The organism is bacterium, assembly GCA_021372535.1.
Classification (GTDB): Bacteria; Latescibacterota; Latescibacteria; order Latescibacterales; family Latescibacteraceae; genus JAFGMP01.
In genome coordinates this window covers 47,883-70,013 of sequence record JAJFUH010000059.1, presented here as the reverse complement: position 1 = coordinate 70,013, position 22,131 = coordinate 47,883, and the positions used below count along the sequence as shown (strand labels likewise).

The 22,131-nt window shown below is 52.7% G+C and carries 14 protein-coding genes and 2 pseudogenes; 7 read left to right on the top strand and 9 right to left on the bottom strand.

The window, feature by feature from the left end; genetic code table 11:
- Positions 1 to 112 precede the first annotated feature (112 nt).
- Positions 113 to 3,511, bottom strand: a complete 3,399-nt coding sequence (locus LLG96_06525; protein ID MCE5249859.1) for a hypothetical protein — start codon at positions 3,509 to 3,511, stop codon at positions 113 to 115.
- A 238-nt stretch (positions 3,512 to 3,749) separates the two neighbouring features.
- Between LLG96_06525 and LLG96_06520 the strand changes: the two genes are divergently transcribed.
- Positions 3,750 to 4,904 (top strand): cytochrome c family protein, encoded by a 1,155-nt coding sequence (locus LLG96_06520; protein ID MCE5249858.1) that lies wholly within the window; start codon positions 3,750 to 3,752, stop codon positions 4,902 to 4,904.
- 126 nt (positions 4,905 to 5,030) lie between these two features.
- Here the strand turns inward: LLG96_06520 and LLG96_06515 are convergent, their stop codons facing one another.
- From LLG96_06515 to LLG96_06485, 7 genes are all read right to left on the bottom strand, one after another.
- Positions 5,031 to 5,240, bottom strand: coding sequence for a hypothetical protein (locus tag LLG96_06515; GenBank protein ID MCE5249857.1), 210 nt, complete (start codon positions 5,238 to 5,240; stop codon positions 5,031 to 5,033).
- A gap of 75 nt (positions 5,241 to 5,315) precedes the next feature.
- The gene (locus tag LLG96_06510) at positions 5,316 to 6,428 is read right to left on the bottom strand and encodes a glycosyltransferase family 4 protein (protein ID MCE5249856.1); all 1,113 of its coding nucleotides are present in this window, start codon (positions 6,426 to 6,428) and stop codon (positions 5,316 to 5,318) included.
- Between the two features lie 27 nt (positions 6,429 to 6,455).
- A complete protein-coding gene (locus tag LLG96_06505) occupies positions 6,456 to 7,574 on the bottom strand; it encodes a DegT/DnrJ/EryC1/StrS family aminotransferase (GenBank protein ID MCE5249855.1) in 1,119 nt (372 codons plus the stop codon).
- A gap of 4 nt (positions 7,575 to 7,578) precedes the next feature.
- On the bottom strand, positions 7,579 to 8,331 hold the full coding sequence (locus LLG96_06500; protein MCE5249854.1) for an acetyltransferase: 753 nt from the start codon (positions 8,329 to 8,331) through the stop codon (positions 7,579 to 7,581).
- 499 nt (positions 8,332 to 8,830) lie between these two features.
- Positions 8,831 to 11,101, bottom strand: a complete 2,271-nt coding sequence (locus LLG96_06495; GenBank protein MCE5249853.1) for a T9SS type A sorting domain-containing protein — start codon at positions 11,099 to 11,101, stop codon at positions 8,831 to 8,833.
- A 158-nt stretch (positions 11,102 to 11,259) separates the two neighbouring features.
- A complete protein-coding gene (locus tag LLG96_06490) occupies positions 11,260 to 14,343 on the bottom strand; it encodes a T9SS type A sorting domain-containing protein (GenBank protein MCE5249852.1) in 3,084 nt (1,027 codons plus the stop codon).
- Between the two features lie 3 nt (positions 14,344 to 14,346).
- The gene (locus LLG96_06485) at positions 14,347 to 14,730 is read right to left on the bottom strand and encodes a BlaI/MecI/CopY family transcriptional regulator (GenBank protein ID MCE5249851.1); all 384 of its coding nucleotides are present in this window, start codon (positions 14,728 to 14,730) and stop codon (positions 14,347 to 14,349) included.
- Positions 14,731 to 15,110: 380 nt separating this feature from the next.
- Here LLG96_06485 and LLG96_06480 point away from each other — a divergent pair, with 380 nt between their 5' ends.
- From LLG96_06480 to LLG96_06455, 6 genes and pseudogenes are all read left to right on the top strand, one after another.
- Positions 15,111 to 15,866, top strand: a complete 756-nt coding sequence (locus LLG96_06480) for an RNA methyltransferase (GenBank protein ID MCE5249850.1) — start codon at positions 15,111 to 15,113, stop codon at positions 15,864 to 15,866.
- Positions 15,863 to 16,117 (top strand): MTH1187 family thiamine-binding protein, encoded by a 255-nt coding sequence (locus LLG96_06475; protein ID MCE5249849.1) that lies wholly within the window; start codon positions 15,863 to 15,865, stop codon positions 16,115 to 16,117. The genes LLG96_06480 and LLG96_06475 overlap by 4 nt, the downstream gene beginning before the upstream one ends.
- A 53-nt stretch (positions 16,118 to 16,170) precedes the next feature.
- Positions 16,171 to 17,832 (top strand): PAS domain-containing protein, encoded by a 1,662-nt coding sequence (locus tag LLG96_06470; GenBank protein ID MCE5249848.1) that lies wholly within the window; start codon positions 16,171 to 16,173, stop codon positions 17,830 to 17,832.
- Positions 17,832 to 19,187, top strand: a complete 1,356-nt coding sequence (locus LLG96_06465; GenBank protein MCE5249847.1) for a sigma-54 dependent transcriptional regulator — start codon at positions 17,832 to 17,834, stop codon at positions 19,185 to 19,187. The genes LLG96_06470 and LLG96_06465 overlap by 1 nt, the downstream gene beginning before the upstream one ends.
- 196 nt (positions 19,188 to 19,383) lie before the next feature.
- Positions 19,384 to 19,506 (top strand): annotated as a pseudogene (locus LLG96_06460) (prepilin-type N-terminal cleavage/methylation domain-containing protein).
- Between the two features lie 765 nt (positions 19,507 to 20,271).
- A pseudogene (locus tag LLG96_06455) lies at positions 20,272 to 20,385 on the top strand (prepilin-type N-terminal cleavage/methylation domain-containing protein).
- 395 nt (positions 20,386 to 20,780) lie between these two features.
- On the opposite strand, the gene hemL reads toward LLG96_06455, so the two are convergent.
- Positions 20,781 to 22,076: a glutamate-1-semialdehyde 2,1-aminomutase gene (gene hemL, locus LLG96_06450; GenBank protein MCE5249846.1), complete on the bottom strand. Its 1,296-nt coding sequence runs from the start codon at positions 22,074 to 22,076 to the stop codon at positions 20,781 to 20,783.
- Positions 22,077 to 22,131: the final 55 nt, after the last annotated feature.

Below are 22,131 nucleotides of genomic sequence, written 5' to 3'. Positions count from 1 at the left end.
ATAATAAATAATAGAATAACAAGGTTATATGTTTTTCCTTTGTGACTTCGTGGTTAAAATTGCGAAAAATCCTAATCCGCGCCAATCCGTGTTCTATCTGCTCCATTCTTTCTCAAAACAGCGTTCGCATCTGCACCTGTGCGAAGTTCTCGAAAGAACTCCCCGCGAATTTACGGCCCGTGTAGGTCGCGACAATGTTGATTCGGTTCGACACACGGTAATCGTACATCACCGAAACATCGTGGTTGTCTCCTTCCTTGCGCCCCCGCGCCATGGTGTAAGGGATGCGGAAACCGGGCACGGTATTGCCGAGAGTGACCGAAGTGAGCATGTACGATGTCTCGACTTTCCCCCGGCCCGAAAAACGGTAGGTGAACACGGGCTTGAGTGAATAGAACCTTGCAGTAACGCCGGTTATGTCCTCACGGTCGTAGCCTGCCATGACGGTAACGCCGACCGTGGTTGCGCGCTGCGGATAATACGAAACGCCGGTGTCGCCCGACAGCGACCGCACTCTGAAGTTTCCGCCCGATGTCTGTTCCATGATGCGGTTCCAGAGGGAGCGGCTGAGGGTGATCTCGGTGTCCGTCTGCCCGGAAAGCGGCATCCGCAGCCGTATCGACTGTTCTTCGTTCATTTTTCGTTCTGCGCCCGATACGAATTCCGCGTTGTACGAATCGAGCCGGAAAACACGGAGCCTGAGCGATCCTCCGCCGTCGTAGAGGGGGACGGTCAGGTCCTCCTGGACACGTGATTCCCCCGAGGTGGTCCGGCCCTTCTCCCTGAATCGGTCGAGCCTCAGAAGAAACACGTCCCCGGCGGATGCGGTCGATTTTTCCTTGACCTCGAACGATGTTTCCGACCGTACGGTTAATCCGGCGCCGCCGATTTTTATCAGCCTGCCGGTTGGCAGGTCCGCGCCGAGCCTGCCAAAGAGCTGGACGCTGTTGACCGGCTTGTAATCGTCGAGCGTCTCCTCGTACAGGTAGTAGGAACCGTGCTCGTCCGGGATAAATTCCTCCGGGTCACGGACGCCGTCACCATTGTCGTCTTCCCACCTATAGGAACCGCGTCCGCCGCCGGTATAGATGAAATTCTTCCGTCGCGATGCTTCCCGTGACCGTCCCGCGCGGTACGAATATTCGAAAAACGTTTTTCCACCGGTCGGTCGCAGATACCCCTCGAGCAGAGCCTGGTCGCTCGCGCTGCGCTGGGCGGAGTCCGTGCGCTCACGGCGGGCGTAACGGGCCCGGAGAGAACTGCTTACCTCGTTTCCGGCGGAAATCTCGAAGCTTCCGCCCCGGACGGTCGAGCTGTCGGACCAGCTCGTGTGACGGGTACGCTCCGTCCGGTAAAGCCATTCCGCCGTGCTCCTGACGCCATAAAGCACCGGATTTCCGAGCTTCAGGCGAATATCGTCATACGCGGTGCCGTGGGAATAGTCGCCTCTGCCTTCTGTTCGCTCTCCTTCGTACTGGGCGGACGGTGAAAACCCGGAGACTGCGGCGTCTGTTTCACCGTAATATCGGTCGATTGTTTCATCGGGAAGGCCGGTAAAATGCTCGCGGACGATGTGATCGGCTGCCAGACGGGCTTTTCCACGTCCCTCGATAGCGACGCTGCTTTCACCTCCGAAACGCGAGGAAGCGGTCGAATCGCCGAAATCCGCCTTCCCGCCGCTCAGGAGAATGCCCGTTCCCGACAGCTTTCCTTTCGATACGCTCATCCCGCCGGAAAACTCGGTCACCGTTTCCTTCGCCGCGCCGGTAATGAGGGGCATGCCCCAGCGGCGGTTTTCCTCGGCGGTACGGTCACGGTCGAGCGGTGTGAATGTCCGTTCCTGTGAACGTGTTGTTCCTGCGATATCGAGACGGAGCGGTAACCGTGCCCGTATTTCCGGGGACAGTTTCGCGGATAGCCGGTATGCCCCGCCGTTGTTGTCGGAATCATCGATGCTTGAGAGAGTGTTATTGTCGAGAGATGAACCGGCGAGTTCGGTTTCGAAGTGCACCGCTGAAACAGGGTCGAACGATACGGTTACACCGGCGAGACTGTGTTCGGCGGGGCCGCTGATAACGGTTATCGGCTCATATGAGGCGCCTGAACCGGGACCGCGCTCCTCCGGCGGCACAAACTCATAGATTCCGCCGCCGCGATAACGGTATGATCCGCTGTTCTCCCCGACCCATGAAAAAGTAGCATTGTACGCCCCTTTCCCGAGCGGATTGAACACGAGGTGGCCCTCCACGCTGTCATAGGTTCCCGTGGAATCCCCGTCCGCATGACGGATGCCGGGAACCGCGGCGAGAGAATCGCCCGCAGCCGCGAGTATCTTTTTCGAGGCATCGTCGAGGTCGCCGTATACCGGCCTGCCGGAGTCGTCCGCCTCCCGCGCTGCTGTGACGGCGATCTTGAGACGGCCTTTCATGAGCTCGCTGTCGGCCCCGCCCGAGAAAAACGTCCGGCGATAGGTTTCGCTCGTGTATTCGTAGTCGCAGACGATGCGCATGTCCGATCCGATGATTCGCCGCTCGGAAAAAGTGATCTCGCCGGTCGAGTAGTCGATGGTGTAATCGTAGTTGTACCCGCGGGTGAGCTGTTCGCCGTTTATCCAGACCCGTTCGGTTCCGGGGATTATGGCGATGTGCGAGTTGCCGTCGCCACCGATGAGACGGTACGGGCCCTGGTTCCCCTCGACCGGGGATATGGCGGTGCTCATGTAACGGCCTTCCGAGACCGCGCCCGATCCGAAAGCCGAAACGCCGCCGTTGTGAACATTGAGATAAGCCCCCGACAGACGCCGTGTATAGCTCTGCCACCGTCCCGCATTCCGCTGAAGGTCGGTGTCGCCCATGTCGGCCCTGAAGTGCCTGCCCTTCAGCTCTATGAGAACACGGTCGAGCTCGTTGAGCTCGCGGGTGTCGCCCTCGGGAGTGATGGGCATATTCTGGTCGGATATCGCGGCATTGAGGGTGATGTCGTCGGTGATATTGCCCGAAATATTGAGGCGGAGAGACTGGTTGAGCGCGACAGCTCTGTCGCTTCCCGTGCTGACCTCGAAGGTTTTCGAACCGCCGAAATTGAGGCCGGGAAATGCCTTGGGCGTTGGTTTTGTGTATGCTGATGATGAGGATTGATTCTCCGGGCTTCGGGGAATGGTCATGGTGCTTTCGCGTGTGTAGGTCTGCCTGAGCCACGTGGGAGGCACGGCATAAAGGACAACCGCAGAATCACCGGCTGCGAGTATGGCGTTGAATGTGATTGTCCCGGCAGCCGTATCCCACGAGGCGATTTGGAGCGAATCCGGCGCGGAAGTCCGCTCGACAGTCACCGTGCCGCCGACAAAGCGTGCGCCGAGGGAGTATGGTCCCGGACTGCCGCTGCCCTGTACGACCGCACGGTCATGGCCGAACGGCAGCGGATTTTCGGCATGGGTTTCATCGCACGGCGTTTCAACAACGCATACGTCCAGCAGAAAAAAAGCTGTGCATATGATTTTGGCGATATACATACGAATGTAGACTCACGGAACCGTAAAAAGGTGCACGGACGCCACGATAATAACACTCATGGTAATCAATTTGCGGGTGTTTGTGAATAAAATATAATGTAATATATTAAGAGAAGTTACATATGGGTGTTGCGATACTCTTCAATTTACTTGATTTTTATACAATGAAGATTATTTTATAGTATATAATACCGGGAATCAGAATTTTTCATAACAGTCAGCAGAAAAGGGTCGCCATATGAAAAGGAAACTGTGTGCCTGCATAACGGGGATTGTGGTCGTAGCGCTCGGCGTTCTGTTTTCCCCTTACTCCGGATACGCTCAGGAAGGCGACCACGGATATGTGAGCTCGAAAGGATGCGGCATGTGCCACAAGCCGATAAAGGGAGTGTGGGACAACCACAGTCATGCCCGCATGCTCCGTCCGGTCGAGGGTGGCGCCGCGCCCGAAGGGGTCGATGTGACCCTGCCCGAAGGGATGACATGGGCAGACCTGACATACCTCATCGGCGGTGACAAGCATTATGCCCGTTTTGTCAATTCCAAAGGGTATGTGGCTACCGGCGAAAAAGCCCAGTGGTCGCTCGATGGCAAAGCGATGACCGCATTCAAGCCCGATATTCCGAACGGCACGCTCAAATACGAGTGCATCAAGTGCCATGTGGTCGGCTGGTCTGCGACGGATACCTATGAAAAAGGTGTGAAAAACGAGCTCGAAGGAATACCCGGCAAGTGGTACGAAAACAGTGTCGGCTGCGAGGCATGCCACGGCCCCGGGCATGAACATGTGATTCTCAAGGGGAAAAGCGACCTCAAGAAAAAGGACGCCAAGGCAGACCTCAAAATAGTCGTAACCAAAAAATCCGATCTCTGCGGCGAATGCCACAAGCGCAACGCGGACGACAAGATCAATGTCAAAGCCCCCGAACTTATCGAGAGCAGACAGCAGTACTCCGAGATGAAATTAAATAAAAAAGGCAAAATGAATTATCCGCGCTGTGTCGACTGCCATAATCCCCATGCCACATCACGTACCGATGACGGGTTTGTCAAACAGTGCGAGGACTGCCACAAGGGTGATCACGCCAAGCCGGTCAAGATCGCGGCCATGAAGGATCTCACCTGCCGTCAGTGCCATATGCCGCTCGCCGTCCGTGGAGCATTTGACTCCATGGAGAAGGGATATCACAGGGGCGATGCGCACTCCCATATTTTCGGAATCACTCTCGACCCGGACTACAAACTCGATGACGGCACCGGGCACGCTACTATCAACGGCGACGGTTTCGCTCGGCTCACGGTCGAGATGACCTGCTATGCCTGCCACCAGTCCGGCGCTGCAAGCGACAAAAGCCGTGAAGTGCTCCTGGAGATGGGCAAACAAGTACATTAACTCATGTTCGTTTGATATGTAAGCTTGAAGTTGTGTAACAGGGAAAGATCGTTCAAAATTGAAGATTGATCCAAACCGGGAATCATGCGCTGCCATGGTTCCCGGTTTTTCTATCTCCTGTTGGTGTTATTTTTTATCCTGCAGCCGGGTACAGACGCCGGTCTTGTCGGGGCAGATATCGAAACGGGCGCAGAAAAAACAGCACAGCTTGTCTTTTCCTTCGGGGAACGGGCAGTAGTCGCCGCCCGCGCAGTGAACCTCCGCAAAAAGGAACGGGCACGAAGACGCCTTGTACAGAACCTTCGTGAGGCGTTTATGAACCGAATCGTATGCCATATCAATCGCTTCCGGTGAATCCGGCTGTGTTTCGGAGAAGGGCGAATTCCCTGTTTATCATCGAGTTACCGTTATCTATGAATGCCCGCCGGGGAGAGACTCGTAGAGTGTGAGGAGCTTCCTGTTCTCGTTTTCCCACCGGTATTTTTCTTTCGCGGCTTCATGGCCCCGTGTGCCCATGGCCTGTGCTTCGCCGGGATTCTGCAGCATGGTGACAATGGCATCGGCTATGGCATCCGGATCGAGCGGGTCGACGAGGATACCGCATTGCGATTCTTCGATCATTTCACGCCAGAGCGGGAAATCCGAAGCGATAACCGGTATTCCCGCCATCATGTATTCGAACAGTTTATTCGGATACGAAACACGATACCGCTGCTCGGGATGAACGACGATAAGGCCCGCTTTAGCCCGCGCCAGGAGCTTGTCGGATTCATCGAACTCCACGAATCCGTGATACTCGACCGAGGAGAACTCCGGAAGGGCGCTGATTTCCCGTTCCAGTGATTTCGATGTAAAATCCCCGGCAAGAATCAGCTTTGCGGGGATTTTCTCCCGTACGAGCGCAATGGCTTTCACCATCTCCAGTATGCCCCGGTTCGATGCGATGGAACCCAGATAACATACTGCGTCTTCACGGCTTTCCCATGGTATGGCCCCGTGATCCCTGACAATAGGAAAATTGTAAATCAGATGCGTTTTCCCCGTGTATGACCGGAAACGGGCATGGATTGCGGGTGTGACAACGACAACGGCGGAGAAAAGCGGGGATGCGCAGCGTTCGATCAACCTCATGATCAGTCCCGCCGGCTGACCGAAAGCGCGGGGTACCACCTGCTTGTTCGGAACGGTCTCCGGATAATCCTCATGCACATCATAGATTACGGACTTGCCGAGAGCGCGGAGAATCAGCCCGGCCGGAATGAGCTCGGGATCGTGAAAATGGTAAAGGGGCGCATCGATTTTCAGGGCTTTTCTCAGAACATCGACAGGGGAGAACATCATCCGTTTCAGCTTGCTGTGACGTCTGCGGACAGCATGGATACGAACGCCGTCCACAACCTCGTCCCTGTCGTGCGGAGCGACAAGGTGAACCTCATATCCGGCGTCGGCGAGACTCCTGCATTCCTTATGAAAAATACGGGTATCAAACGGGATATGAACCGAGGTTAAATGACAGACTTTCATGAATCGGTTTCCAGTTCTCGTCCGTGATTATGGGTGCTGGTAAAAATCCCGTATCGTATCGATGACATATTCCTGCATCTCTCCGGTAAGCTCGGGATAGATGGGAAGCGCCAGCGTCAACCGTGCGGCTTCTTCGCTTTCCGGCATGTCACCCTCACGGTAACCGAGGTTGGCAAAGCATTCCTGGAGATGGAGGGGAACCGGGTAGTAAATCTCGGTGCCGATGCCGTGTTCCGAAAGGTGCTTTCTCAGTTCGTCGCGGCGGGGAACCCTGATGATATACTGGTTGAAAATATGGCGGTATCCCTCCGGAATAACCGGAACCGTAACCGTGCCGGACAGCCCCTTTTCGGTAAACAGGCGGTTGTAGGTCATGGCGTTTTTGAGCCGTCCCGCCGACCAATCGTCGAGGTGGCGAAGCTTCACCGAGAGAACGACAGCCTGAAGCGCATCGAGCCGTGAATTGATACCGACAACCTTGTGATAGTACTTCGGCTGCGAGCCATGAAGACGTAGAATTCCGACGCGTTCCGCATATCCGTCGTCATTCGTCGCCACCATGCCACCGTCGCCCGCACCTCCGAGGTTTTTGGACGGGAAGAAGGAGAAACACCCCATGTCGCCGAGAGCGCCCGCGGTTCCGTACGGAGCCGCGGCTCCGATAGCCTGTGCGGCGTCCTCGATGACGGCGATGTTGCGGGCATGGGCGATCTTATTGATCCTGTCCATCTCGGCTACAAGACCGTACAGGTGTATGGGAATGACAGCTTTGGTTCTTTCGGTTATCGCGCCTTCGAGAAGATCGGGATCGAGGTTGTAGGTATCGGGTTTGATATCGCAGAACACGAGCTTTGCGCCGAGACGGGCGACCGAGCCTCCCGTGGCGAAAAAGGTATAGGGAGAGGTGATCACCTCGTCTCCCGGTCCCACATCGAGCGCCATGAGCGCAAGGAGCAGCGCATCGGTTCCGGAAGCGCAGCCGATTGCATGTTTCGCGCCGGAATAACGGGCAACCTGTTCCTCGAATTCTTTCACCTTCGGGCCCATAATGAAATACTGGCTCTCGAAGACCTCCCGGACAACGGGTTCTATCTCATCGCGGATTGCGGCATACTGGGCTTTCAGATCGAGCAGCGGAACCTTCATCGTTTCAGTTCTCCTGGTTTTTAAGCAGTTGATTTTCCGGTACGGGACGGAGCGGTTTTCCCGGATTTCCGCACACGATGGTCGAATCCGGGACATCCTTCGTGACAACCGTGCCGGCTGCAACGAGGCCGTCCGGGCCGACAGTCCTTCCCGGCAGTGTCGTTGCGTTGACGCCGATACGGCCGCCTGTCCTGACTGTCACACCTTTATAGTATTTAGTGCGTTCCTTCCATCTTCCCACATAGGTATCGTTCGAAGTCGCGACGCAGGGGGCGATGAAACAGTCGTCGCCGATCTCGGAGAATGCACAGATATAGGCATGGCTCATGATCTTGCACCGCGCCCCGACGGTGACCTTGTTCTCGATGGTGGCGTTACGGCCGATGATTGTGTAATCGCCGATGGTTACATCCTCACGGACTGCGGCTGTGTCGGCCACAAGAACTCCGGCGCCCAATACTGCGCCGGCATAGACGATTGCCCCGGTACCGATGATGGATTCATCGCCGATGACGACCGGTTCGAGGATGCGCCCGGCAGCCGTTGTCTTGCTCCGGCGCGCCGTGGCGGGAAGTTTGCCTATGACCGCATGATCATCGATACGGACGCCTTTGCCGATTTTCGAACCGGCGTGGATGACGGCATGGTGGCCGATGACACAGTCATCGCCGATGACAGCGTCGTGCTCGATTACGGTGTAGTGACCGATGGCGACATTGGCACCGATACGGGCGCTCGGATGCAGTATGTTTTCCATGATATTTCAGCCTTTGAAAATGGTGCGGAAAGCCCTAATAAAAGCTCTCAAGTGTATAGGTCAAACGAAAATTATCAGGCTGTAAATATAGAAAGAAACGGCAGAAGAACAAAGCCTTTTATACCGGAGAGACAATGAGAGTACTCAATTTTCTCCGATAGTTTCTCTGAGTGAATCAAGGGGGAGTTGGAACCGGGATTTTCAGGATTGACCATGATTACCCGGATTGAAAAAATCGTGGTAATCCCGGCTTAATCCCGGTAATCGTGGTTCAGGTTGTTTTTGCGGTAATAAAAAAGACGCCCCTTGCGGAGCGTCTCATTTCATGATTTCGGTTTGGGATGTACCGGTAAGGAACGACAGCCTCTCCTGCATTCATCTGTTCTCCTCTCTTCAGATGCGTGCATAGGTTCATACACTGCAGGGTCTGCCGCCGCAGTTTTGCAAACATCCCTCCCCGATATAGGTAAGGCAACAGAGCTTCCGTACTTCGGATCGTTTACTTCATGAGGAGCATGCGCCCTGCCGCGCTTCGGCCATTCATGGTGATACGGGAGAAATATACACCCGATGAAACAGCCTTGCCATACTCGTCGCAGCCGTTCCAGAAAGCGCTGTAAACACCGGGCATCATAGTTTCCGTAAGGAGTGTCCGGACCTTCTGGCCTGCGGTGTTATAAATGTCGAGCTGCGCGCGTCCCGATTCCGTGAGGGTGAATTCGATGGTCGTCGAAGGATTGAACGGATTCGGGTAGTTGCCCTTGATGGCGATGGCGGATGGTATTTCATCCCGGGCGGCGACATCGGTTCTGATGGCATTCTTGTTGAAGCTCGCCATATAACCGGCAGCGTTTTTGGAAACAACCCATACTTCGTCCGTATTGTCGATTACAAACTGGCAGGGAACACCAAACGACTTCTTACCGTGATCGTCCCAAACTGAGCCATCGAACGAGTGGAGACAGCCCGACACCATGAACCAGACAATCCCGTCCTTGTCGATGAGTATGTCGTATGGCTGATATTGGGGATAGGATGCGTTCTTGATATCCTCATACGATGTCCAGGTTGTCCCGTCGAATTTGTAATACCCTTCGCTTGTCGCTATCCATTTCGTGTTGTCGGCAGCTATGGCAATTCTCGCGAGATCGCCTTTGAGCGGGCTGTTATCGATGTCATAGTACGTCCAGGTTGTCCCGTCGAAGCTTGCGACTCCGCTTTTCACTTTAACTCCATCAGCAAATCCTATACCGAACCATAAAACATTATTATGGTCCACTTCCATCGAACGTACCACGCCTTCAAGTTTCCCGAACTGTACTGTTGACCACGATTCACCGTCATAACGGTAGAGCCAGTAGTTACCGGCAAACCATTTGACGCCATTATTGTCGATAACCACCTGATTGACACCGCCCGGCATTCCCGGAAGTTCTTCGGAGTTCCATGTGTTGTAGAGCGTTTCGCCTGTACTGTCGATTTTCCTGATACCCAGATACGTTGCCAGCCAGATGGTTCCATCTTTATCGATGGCTATATCGCGTATCATGTTGGCAAAATCATTGGCAAGCACCCCCAGACCGGAACCAGCGACATCCTCGGGTTTGACATCGAAAACAATATTTTCCCATGTGGTTCCATCGAATCTGGAAAGCCCGTAATTGGTCGCCAGCCATTTGGTGTTCGAGCTGTCAACAATCATTTCATTCACATCAAAACTCAGAGGCCCGACTGTCGAATGCTGGTGGATATTCACACCATCATAGGAATACAGAATATATGCAGTGTTTCCCGGTTTAACCACGAACCAGAATGTTCCTGATTCATCAGGGAAAACATTTGAATATATAGTAGGTTGATAACCGAAAAGACCGGAAAGAGGCAGCTCGGTAAAAGACGAGCCATCGAATTTTGTGATGCTTGGATTGGTGTTCCTGCTATTAAAGATATTGCCCCGCGCGAGATAGACGGTACCATCGTCGGCCACCGAGATATCGTTGACGCCATCGATACCGGTATCCGTCCATGCGGTGCCGTCGAATGTGTAAACAGGCCCTGTGACATCATTGCCCCGGGTCGCAGCCCAGACAGTGTTGTTGTTATCGATTGCTATCGCTTCGACCTGAAGAGCCTTCAACGTGCCATCGGCATCGTTGTGGACCGTCCATGCGGTGCCGTCGAAACTGGACAAATACAGCCGTGTATTCATCTCAATTCCGTAATCATACTTAAATACAACAGCCCATATTTTTCCGGTATGATCAATAACGATATCTGTAACATAACCGCCCGCCCGGTGATCGGTAACGATATCATCGATGGAGTAGCTTTTCCATGAATCTCCATCGAATTTCGATATTCCGAGCGTTGTACCAAACCAGAGAGTGCCATCATTCGATTTGGTTATGCTGAGAATACGGTAATCCGCCAATCCGCTGTTTTCAGTAGTCAGCGTTGTGAAGCTCTGACCGTCATAAACATTCACACCCTTTGTTGTCGCTATCCAGAGTTTACCGTTGTCATCGATAACAATGCCCGTAACATTATTGCTCGCAAGACCGTCTTTGGTAGTGAACTGGATATATGAGCCGTCACGCCTGTCCCAGCGGACGAGACTGCCGTAGGTGGCGCTCCATGCATAATTACCCTGGAAGACGATCTCATTTACACTGTTACCATTGGGATATTCGTTTATAAACCCATCGGCATATGATGTGAGCGCGAAAACCGAGATGACCAGTATTATGAGAATACCTTTTATTCGTACCATAGAGTTTCCCTCATTTTTCATGTGTTTTTTGACTGCGTGCAACAAGTTCCGCAACATTTTCCGTCAGGCATCCCTGTCACGGTTCATGGTTCTACCTCCATTTTTTTATCTATCACCCGAAGAAAGGAGAATTCTGTTTGTGTGCGCTTCATATGATTCTATTTCACCAGCGTCATTCTGATCACCGCATGATGATTTCCCGCGATAAGCCTCGTGATATAGGTTCCTGTTCCGACCGTGCGTCCGCTGTCGTCCCTGCCGTCCCAGACAACCGAATGTATCCCCGGTTCAGCCATTCCGGAAACGAGCTCGCGTACACGCTGCCCCATGATGTTGTAGATAACCATTGACGCCGTTGCCCGCTCGGGCAGCGAAAACTGAATGGTCGTCGATGAATTGAACGGATTGGGGAAATTGTCTTTGAGCCCGAATGCAACCGGCGCCGCTGCTTCCTGAACTCCCGTTTCGGATGTTATCTTGCTGAAATCGTACAGGTAAATTTCCCAGCCGTTCTTTTCCGATTCGAGGGAAAAACAGATGGACGACAGGTCGGGAGAAAACCGTGCCCAGTTCGGCGATATGTACTCTTCGGGAAAAAGGTCTATGGCCTTCTCATCATGAGTGTCGTAGACAAAAAGGCTTCCCCGGTATGTGTAGAGTATCCACCGGGCGTCACGGGATACATCGGAGAAAGTGACACCGCCGCTCAGACTGAAACGCTTGAGATCTCCGGTTCCGGGCAGCATGAACAGGTCATCCTCGTTAAACATGAGGTATCGGTCGTTCGGTGACAGCTGGATTTGCTGAGCGGCGAATTCGTCGATGGGGTATTCATTTCCCGTATAGACATCACGGATCATGAGTTCCTTGAAGGATTCGGCATCGAGACGGGTGTACAGGAACAGCCTGCCGTCGGAGCTCCATCTGCCGTACGCCGCCCCTTTGGCAAGAACCTGAGTCCTGCCCGTCTCGATGTCAACCATCTCGATGACCGGCACCGGGTTCATAATCGTCATATGCGGGGGAGAGGTGCTCTTGTCGATTATGACTTCCGAGCCCATGTCCTCGTCGATGATATACCGTTTGTACGTCAGCTCACGGCCTCCGGGCGCGAAACAGAGAGGTTCGATACCCGTAAGACGCACCGTCACATCATGATACCGCACGGGATCGTTACGGTATATGAGCGCAGGCTCGCCGCCCTGAACCGGTACCATCCAGATTCCGTATATCCTGTCGGTTATGACAATCTGGCTGCCATCGGGCGACCATACGGGGTACAGCTTGTTTTTCTCGAGAGAACGGTACATGTCGAACAACAGTTCTTCCTCGGGATTCTGCGGTTCGGTATGCTGATAATCGACCGGGATGACAATCTGGATGGGTTTCAGCGTGAAATTGCTGGCTCGGGACTGATCGAGCGTCGATGTGCTTCTGCTCCATGATTCCGGATGACCGGTCACATCAAAACGTATATCGGCAACAGCTTCTCCGGATGAACTTTCAGCCGTTTGTGGAGCGCTGTCAGCTCCGGTCTCCCGTTCATCGGTTACGGATGGTAACGGTTGAGCCATTCCGGTTTCGGATGAGAATGAATCGTTTTGCGGAACATCTTTCTGCCCGGCATTATTTGTACTATTGAAAACCAGCATCGCCCCGGCATCATCGGGAGCGGGAATCCGGTTCCGTTCCGGATTATCGATTTCCGATATCATATTCCAACCCGGCTGGATCGATCCGGAATTAACCTGGGAATCGTCACGGGTGACATCCGGCAGCTTTTTACCGGTTTCCTTTGTTTCCGGAACCGCAGCATGGAAGAAAGTTGTTTTTTTCGATGATAAGCCGGGCCTGACGGTGTTTTCAGCCGTATTATCCGGTCTGATCGTAATGATCCGCTCGATGTTCTGACGATCTGTATTCACAACCATCCGTCGCCCGTTGCCGTGTTCGCCCTTGAACCCGACAAATCCGGTCACGGTAAGAGACGAGAAGAAAAAGAATATCACCGAGACGAGCTCGAAGGCCCGTACCTTGATGAGACGGACATAGGAAGTGTCGAGGATTCGCTCGATTCTGTCGTAGAGGGGCGAAGGTTTGGAAAGAATTCCCACGCCGGCTGTCGCTTCCGGGACTCCGGGATTGTATGTACGGGCGATGGTGAAAAGCTGAATGGCGTACGAATGATTGTCGCCGCTGTATTGAACGACATAATCGTCGCAGGCGTAGTCGCTGACATCGCTGATTGTGCGGATCAGCCGCCAGAGAAGCGGCTGTACAGGGAGAAACACTATCGCCATGTGATGAAGAAAATTCCAGAGATGATCGAAACGGGCAAGGTGGGCGAGCTCATGGAGAAAAACCTCCTTCGTCGCCGTGAAGCATTCATTGTCATACCCGGGGAGCATGACAGCAGGCCTGAAATAACCGCAGATGAACGCGCCTTTCGCCACCGGATGCTGGAGTACCGGCGGTACCGTAATGCCCAGTGAAGCGGCGGCTTCACCGCACATTACCCGGTACGAGAATTTGGCAGGTCGGGCCGAGTACCTGATATAGTTTATACAGAGGAACACAATGAATATTTTAAGAAAGAAGAATATACTTGTCCCGGCCCATAATACAAAAACCGTTACATACAGTCCGGCGAGAAACCCCCTGTCGTTACGGCCGGTTTCATCAGTCGGGAATGAGGGAGCTGTCGCGCCGTTATCATCCTGCGGGAGGTTTTGTTGCAATGGTCGTGAAGAAGCATCGGACACGCGGCCTTCATTGGATTTGATAGCGGAAGGCGTTTCCTTCATCGGGTGAGCATCGGTGCTGTGACCTCTGCTGTCTCCCGGGGAAACGGTGACACTCTGCCGCAGTATTCCGGAATTATCCGCAGGCTGACTGCGCGGGTATGACGAACCGTTCTCTTTACCGGTATCGGTGTTGACTGACCGCGTAACGTCAGTTTTCGAAAAAACGGCATTGTTCGCCACGAGCGGCACGGGAATGACGACCCGCCTGACTCCGGCGTTGTTGAGGAGAATTGTCAGGATGGGACTCAGCACAACCGCGACAAGAGTCATCCGGAGAATCAGGGACTGGAACGCGGCGCTTTTTCTGCGGAGAACATACCTCACGATCAGTCCTGTTGCGATAATCACCGTTGACTGTACTATCAGCGACAGCCCGATCGGGATGAAATCAAAGGCATATGACATGAGCAGTGAGGAGAACGATGTCATGGAAACCATTGGTCATTTCTCCTCTGAGCCTTCTTTATCCTCGAGCATCCTGCGGATTTTCTCCATTTTTTCCTGCGGTACATAGTTGTTTTTTACAAAGAACGAGACGAAACCTTCCATCGAGCCATCGAACACATGCTCGACAAAATTCTGGAACGCATGATGAGCGATATCCTTTTCCCCGACAATGGGATAATAAATGAATGTACGTTCATCGACAGAGTAATCGGCGAGACCTTTTCTGACCAGTGTCCGCAAAAAGGTCTGAACCGTGCTCCGTTTGGTGGGTTCTTCACGGTTCATCTCGTCGATGATGTCCTGAGCGGTTGCTTTCTGCTTGTCCCAGAGGATGCGCATAACCTTCATCTGGCCGCTGCCAAGCTCATATTCGGTCATCGATTCACCTCCGAAATGGAGAGTATCATATGGTTTATAAATGTAAGCTTACATATTTAAGCTTAAGGTATTAAACTTACTGTGGTAGAAGATATATCCGGCCTTTTTCCTTGTCAAGCGATTTTTTATTTTTTACTCCGCTGGTTTCTCTCGGTGAATCAGGGGGGAGTTTGAACCACGATTACCATGATTAAAAGGATTGCCCGGATTAAAAATCATGGAAATCCCGGCTTAATCGTGGGCATCACGGTTCAAAGTCTTTATGTTCATACGCCCTCTTAAATCTTCCGGTTTCCTTTAAAAATTATCGGTTATTTTACTGTCGATTGAATCGAAACACTTGTCGATACGGTATTCTCATATTATTATTGTGTATGAATATGCGTGGAAAAAATAAGAATTTCGATAACATACACATCGTTCTCGTCGAACCGAAAGTTCCGGGTAATGTGGGTGCGGCCGCCCGCGCCATGAAGAATATGGGGCTCAGCAGGCTCGTGCTTGTCAACCCGTGGTTTCGCGACCACCCCCAGGCACGGTACATGGCGCACAACAGCGAGGATATTCTCGACAGCGCCGAGGTTTTCTCGTCGCTCGGCGAGGCGGTGGGCTCATCGGTGCTCGTTGTGGGCACCACCCAGCGCCGCCGTCATGGGGTGCCGTTCATGAATCCGCGCCAGGCTGCGGCTGAGATACTCGAGAGCGCAGGTTCGGGGCCGGTTTCAATCCTGTTTGGCCGTGAGGACTGCGGTCTGCTCAATGACGAGCTGTCCTGCTGCCAGATCATATCGACGATACCCTCTTCGGAAGCGCAGCCGTCGCTCAATCTTGCCCAGGCGGTAATGGTTTATGCCTGTGAGATTTTTACGGCGCGATACCCCGGCGGCGGGTCACCGCAGGATTTTGCTCCGGCTGAGGAGATCGCGGCGCTCTACGATCATCTGAGAACATCGCTGACAACGCTCGGGCTGAAACAGTGGAATGACGGTGATAACTACATGAAATCGCTGCGGCGTGTTTTTTCGAGAACACGTCTCGAACGCCGCGATGTGGCCACTGTCCACAAACTATGCGGCGAAATCGACAAATATGCAATCCGGGTCAGGGAAGACATGAAAAAGGAGCAGGATCAGTGAATACGAACGCCCGTATGGAAATCAGCGTTTATCCGCTCGGCACCTGCAGCCCGGGAATATCGAGGGAAGTCTCCCCGGTTCTGGAGGTGCTCGATTCATGCGGGCTGCCCCACGAGGTATCGGTTATGGGTACGATTGTCGAGGGAAGCCCCGATGACCTTTTTAACCTGGCGCGGCGGCTCCATGATGTCGTGTTTTCCGATACCGTCAGGCGTGTGGTAACCATTATCAGGATTGACGAGCGCAGGTAATAAGCGGTATATACCGGTCTGCGCAGGCGGGCGGTTCGTTCCATGGAGAACACATGAAAGGAAGAGGGATAAAAAAAACCAGGGACTGGATGATCGTCCGGTGGATGCTCATACTGAGACCGGCAATTGTCACCGCAACCCTCGGAATGGCGATTATAACCCTCCCGCAGGATGTCATCAACAAAACGCCCATCGCCATTATCGTGCTGGGAACATACCTTCTCACGCTTCTCTACTGGTTAAGCCATTACATGCTGGGGACTTCACGGCCTCTTCTCGCCATACAGATATCATTCGATATTTTTCTCATAACGGTGATCATTGTCACGATCAACTATGCAGCCGGCGGATATGATGCCTCGTTTGTCGGGTTTTATTTTCTCTCGATCATGTGTGCATCGCTCTTTTTCCGGCGGTTGTACACGTTTTTCTTTTCCCTGCTGGCGATTGTATTTTTCTTGTCCTCCGTTTTTGTTATCTGTCCGTTTCTTGATCCCTTTTTTATCGCGGAAGATACCAGGAACAGTATTATCCTCCAGACATTCATGTTCAGCGCGCTCATTATCGCTGTCGGCTTCTTTTCAAGCTATTTTGCCGAGCGGGTCATAAAAAAAGACACAGCCCTCATCAGTGCGCTGAAGCTTCTTAAAAGAGCGAGGCTCGATACAACGGATATTCTTCAGTGTATGACCAACGGTCTGATTGCGGTGGACAGCTCGGGTTCGATCATGTACATGAACCGCGCGGCAAAAAGGATTCTTCAGATCGGAAATGCCATAATTGAAGGAAAACGGTATAATGGAATATTTGGTAAATGCTCCGGCGAGCTGGTGAAGATTATCGAGCACGGACTCCGTGAACCGATCCAGCCCTCTGAGATGGAAATTACGATATCCCCTCCGAAAGGAGACCCGCTTCCCATCGGATTAACCCTGGTGACGTTATATGATACGGATGGCAGCAGCAGGGGAATTATTGTCAATTTCAAGGACCTCACCGAAAAGAACAAGCTCCTCGAAATGATCCGTCAATCCGACAGGATGGCAGCCATTGGCGAGTTATCCGCGGCAATCGCCCACGAGATAAAGAATCCCCTCGCCTCGATATGCAGCGCTGTCGAACTTCTTTCCGAAAGCGTTGATACCAGCGATCCGCATAATATAAAACTGATGAAAATCATTGAAAAAGAATCCGCCCGCCTGCAGCTTATCAGCGCCGATTTTTTACAATTTGCCCGGATACAGACCCCTCATATCCAGATGGTCGATATCGGCGCCATAATAGAGGATGTTCTTGTCCTGATAGAGAACGATCCCCGGAATACCGAAACCGTTATCGTCAGAAACCTCGTCAACGGCGGGACGGTTGCGCTGTTCGATCCCGATCATCTGAAACAGATTCTGATCAACCTCATCATCAACAGCCTTGAAAACCTTGCCGGTACCGGTGAAATAGAATTGGCCATCGAGGATGGTGAATATCCTGAAAATGAGTACGTAAGGCTTGTCGTGAGCGATACGGGTACGGGATTCCCCAAAGAAGCTCTCGGACATATGTTTGAGCCGTTCTTTTCCACAAAAAAGGAGGGAACGGGCCTCGGACTGGCAATCGTTCGTAAAATGGTGATAAGCAATAACGGGCGCGTTTTTGCGCAGAACAGGGTAAATGGCGGAGCTGAGGTTGCGCTTGATCTTCCCCTGAAGGGAGCGGACTGATGCCTGAGAAGATACTTGTGGTCGATGATGAACAGAGCATGAGGGACACGCTGCAGATCATGCTTGAAAAGGATGGGTTTGAGGTTGCATGCGCCGAAGACGGTGTCCATGCTCTCGAAATGATTGAAAAGGAGACGGGCGCGTATGGACTCATCATTACCGACCTTAAAATGCCCGGGCTGGACGGAATCGGCCTTATTGAAAAGGTCAATGACCGTTATGAGATACCCATTATTATCATGACCGCCCATGCAACCAAGGACCAGGCCATTGCCGCGCTTAACCTCGGAGCTTCGTTCTTTATCGAGAAACCGTTCAAGAACAGAGAACTCATGAACTATGTCAGGCGCACACTCAGGATGGAGGAACTCATCAGGGAAAACAGGAACCTGAAGGCAAACCTGAAGCGGACGACCGGTCTCGATATGATCATAGGAACCTCGGAGAAAATCACCGCTGTCAAGGAGCTTATCCGCAAGGTTGCCGCCACCGAGTCGACAGTCCTCGTAACCGGTGAAAGCGGCACCGGGAAAGAGGTTGCCGCGCGGGCGCTCCATGACCTTTCCCCGCGGGCGGAGGGACCGTTTGTTGCGATAAACTGCGGCGCGATTCCCAGTGAATTGCTCGAAAGCGAGCTCTTCGGGCATTTGAAAGGGTCGTTCACCGGAGCGGTCAAGGATAAGGACGGCCTTATGAAAATGGCCGAAAGAGGCACCTTTTTCCTTGACGAGGTCGGGAATACGATCCCTTCCATACAGGTTAAAATCCTCCGTGCCATCCAGGAAAAGGAAATTCTGCCTGTGGGCGGTCATTCCCCCGTGAAAGTGGACTTCCGCCTCATCGCCGCAACAAATGAAAATCTCGATGATGCTATCAGAAACGGCGGTTTCCGTAAAGACCTCTATTACCGCCTCAATGTCATCAATATCAATATTCCACCCCTTCGCGAGCGTCAGGAAGATATCGAGCTCCTGTTCTTTCATTTTCTCAAGTTCAAAGACCCATCACGGGATTATACCCCCGGCACTGTTGACAGGAAAGTCATGGATATTATTAAAAATTATTCCTGGCCGGGCAACATCCGCGAACTTGAAAATGTCGTGGAGCGGATCATCGCCCTGACCGGTCCGGGAACCATCACAGCCGAAGTACTCCCCGACCATATGGTCAATCCGCAGGTCATGCAGCAGCTCGTCAATGAACAGGAAAAGCCGATACCCAATATGGAGGAGATAGAAAAAGCATACATACACTGGGTCCTTGCCCAGTATAACGGGCAGAAACAGAAAGTGGCGGAGGTTCTCGGAATCGGTCGTTCGACGCTCGACCGGAAAATCGAGAAATACGGGTTGTGATGTTCCACTTTGAATAGATATGTTTCAATATGGGGCATGGAACGATAAATTTTTTTACGGGTGGAAATTTTTTTTTTGGATAATCATTTATATAATAACATATTAACAATCCGTTACAGCATCCTGAGAATTTTTAGCATGATTTTTGCGAATCAATGATATCAAAAACATGTTCATACGAAAGGCGGGAAAAACGATGCGCCACAGGAAGGTTTGCGAGAAAGGGTTCACCCTCGTGGAATTGATGATCGTTGTAGTGATTATCGGTATTCTTGCCTCGATTGCGATCCCGAAATTCGGCGCCTTTATTGCTCGCGCCAAGCTCACCGAGCTCAAGCAGGGGCTGTGGCATGTCATTAATCTTGAGAAAACTTATTATTACGTGCATAATCAGTATGAAGAATTCGATTTTGGCGAAGAGTCCCCTGAACTGGGATTTCAGCAACCTGACGGTCATTTTACCTATAGTTATGTTATCGCTGATGAAACGGCGTATGGCAAGGAAAACGGAGCCGCTAACGATATTAATTACGATGGCGACGGCGATGACGGCATGACAGTCAAGCTTGACGGGACCGAAGGTGTCATGTCGGGAAGCGCCGGTAACGACTTCGCATGGTAGACCGGGGCATAACGCGAGCCGTTGACCGGCAATTGATATAGCGGAGAGCACGATATACCGGTTCGTTCACCCTTTACAATGATTCGCTTTGTTATATTCGTACAATCAGATTATATTTTAACCTCATGAAGCTGGAGATATACTGCATTCCATAAAAACTACATCGCGGCCGGATATAAATTTTCCGCCAGGGAATGAAATGATGAAATGCTTCAAAATGAAAGGGGGTGTATCAATCTGGGAGAAATAGGGAAACGAAGCAGTGTTTCCCGCTGAGCATAAAAAACGTTATAGCATTGTTGTTTAATAAGATACGGCCATTCAATATTTCTGGCATAGAGTTTGCAAATTTACAGACACATGCATAATGAACAGTAACACACAAGGGGCTGGAGATTTAATAAACGTTGGTATAGTCTCAGGCATCCTTACTCAACACCACACAATCCAAGGAGGTTTGTCATGTTCCGGAGAAGCGAAAAAGGTTTTACGCTGGTTGAGCTCATGATCGTGGTCGTTATTATCGGTATTCTTGCCTCGATCGCCATTCCGAAATTCTCAAGCCTGATCGGCAAGGCCAAAACGAGTGAAGCCAAGCAGATTCTGGGCCAGATCGTTCAGGGCGAAAAAACCTATTACTTCACCAGCAACGCTTATATCGAATTCAGCCCGAACTGGGAAGGAACTGACTGCGCCGAGATCGGTTTCTCACAGCCTGAAAATGCACGGTTCACCTACAGATTCACCACGGCGGATAATCTTGCCGGAGCCAAAGAAGCTATCGATGTCAACGGCGACTCTGACACCGACGACGGCTTGACCCTCGGTATCGATATGGCCCAGGATGTCCTGGCAGGATCCAATCTTACCTGGTAATACCCCCGGGAATAACTCTCGATATGCTCAGGAAAGGGCTGGTAACTATACCGGCCCTTTCTTTTTTTGTTTAAAAGAATTGACCTTTCACACTATCAGCGGCACTCATTCAACGATTCTCCGGCGGCAGCGATTGTCATTTCTATCGCCCGATCGTCATGGGCGGTCGATACGAACATCGCTTCGTACTGCGAGGGGGGCAGCAGTATCCCGCGGTTCAGCATACCCCTGAAAAACCGTGAGAAACGCGCGGTATCGCTTTTCGATGCGCCGGAGTAATCAGTCACGGGGCCTTCATTGAAAAATACGGTCATCATCGAACCGGCACGGTTTACGGTTACGGGAACTCCGGCCTGCGCGGCAGCTTCAGCAAAACCGTCCGCAAGTTGTTTTCCGGTTTTTTCGAGACGGGTGTAGGTTTCCCCGTTGTCGATGAGATTGAGGGTGGCAAGCCCGGCTGCGACGGCAAGGGGATTTCCCGAGAGAGTTCCGGCCTGGTAGACGGGGCCGAGGGGAGCCAGCCTGCTCATAATTTCGGCTTTCCCGCCATAGACACCGACCGGCAGGCCGCCGCCGACAATCTTGCCGAGCGTCGTGAGATCGGGAATAACTCCGAACAGCCCCTGCGCGCCTCCCCGCGCGAGACGGAATCCGGTGATAACCTCATCGAAAATCAGGAGGATGCCGTTATCAGCCGTCCGTTTCCGGAGCCCTTCGAGAAATCCGGGCTCAGGCGGGACTGTGCCCATGTTGCCGACCACCGGTTCGACGATTATCGCCGCGACAGCGCTGGCGTGTGCTGTAAGAAGTCGGTCGACCGAATCGAGGCTGTTGAATTCCGCCACGAGTGTATCGGAGGCTATCGACGGCGGTATACCGGCGCTGTCCGGGACACCATGGGTGAGCGCGCCCGAACCGGCCTTGATAAGGAAGCTGTCGCCGTGCCCGTGATAACAGCCCGCGAATTTGATGATCTTGCTGCGGCCGGTATATCCCCGCGCGAGACGGATGGCGCTCATCGCAGCCTCGGTGCCGGAATTGACCATGCGGAGCATCTCGATGGAGGGCATCATGGAGCGGATTTTTTCGGCGATGAGAATCTCCCGCTCGGTCGAGACACCGTAGCTCGTTCCAAGGGCTGCGGCATGGTTTATCGCAGCGATGACTTCGGGATGGGCATGACCGGCGATCATTGGCCCCCACGAGCCGATGTAGTCGATGTACCGGTTGCCATCCGCATCCCATACATGATATCCCTCGGCGCGGGCGGCGAAAAGCGGCGTGCCGCCGACCGACCTGAAAGCGCGGGCAGGCGAATTGACACCTCCGACAATCGATTGCGCGGCGCGTTCATGGAGCGTCTGTGATCTGTCGAACGAAAGCGGTTTCATCTGCTTTTTCCTTTATCGAAACATGATGATGGTTTATTTCGGACGGTTTTCCATG

Excerpts from the sequence above, each read along its gene's own strand:
- LLG96_06525 (MCE5249859.1), bottom strand. The coding sequence starts at position 3,511 with ATGTATATCGCCAAAATCATATGCACAGCTTTTTTTCTGCTGGACGTA.
- LLG96_06520 (MCE5249858.1), top strand. The coding sequence starts at position 3,750 with ATGAAAAGGAAACTGTGTGCCTGCATAACGGGGATTGTGGTCGTAGCG.
- LLG96_06515 (MCE5249857.1), bottom strand. The coding sequence starts at position 5,240 with ATGGCATACGATTCGGTTCATAAACGCCTCACGAAGGTTCTGTACAAG.
- LLG96_06510 (MCE5249856.1), bottom strand. The coding sequence starts at position 6,428 with ATGAAAGTCTGTCATTTAACCTCGGTTCATATCCCGTTTGATACCCGT.
- LLG96_06505 (MCE5249855.1), bottom strand. The coding sequence starts at position 7,574 with ATGAAGGTTCCGCTGCTCGATCTGAAAGCCCAGTATGCCGCAATCCGC.
- LLG96_06500 (MCE5249854.1), bottom strand. The coding sequence starts at position 8,331 with ATGGAAAACATACTGCATCCGAGCGCCCGTATCGGTGCCAATGTCGCC.
- LLG96_06495 (MCE5249853.1), bottom strand. The coding sequence starts at position 11,101 with ATGGTACGAATAAAAGGTATTCTCATAATACTGGTCATCTCGGTTTTC.
- LLG96_06490 (MCE5249852.1), bottom strand. The coding sequence starts at position 14,343 with ATGGTTTCCATGACATCGTTCTCCTCACTGCTCATGTCATATGCCTTT.
- LLG96_06485 (MCE5249851.1), bottom strand. The coding sequence starts at position 14,730 with ATGACCGAATATGAGCTTGGCAGCGGCCAGATGAAGGTTATGCGCATC.
- LLG96_06480 (MCE5249850.1), top strand. The coding sequence starts at position 15,111 with ATGCGTGGAAAAAATAAGAATTTCGATAACATACACATCGTTCTCGTC.
- LLG96_06470 (MCE5249848.1), top strand. The coding sequence starts at position 16,171 with ATGAAAGGAAGAGGGATAAAAAAAACCAGGGACTGGATGATCGTCCGG.
- LLG96_06465 (MCE5249847.1), top strand. The coding sequence starts at position 17,832 with ATGCCTGAGAAGATACTTGTGGTCGATGATGAACAGAGCATGAGGGAC.
- hemL (MCE5249846.1), bottom strand. The coding sequence starts at position 22,076 with ATGAAACCGCTTTCGTTCGACAGATCACAGACGCTCCATGAACGCGCC.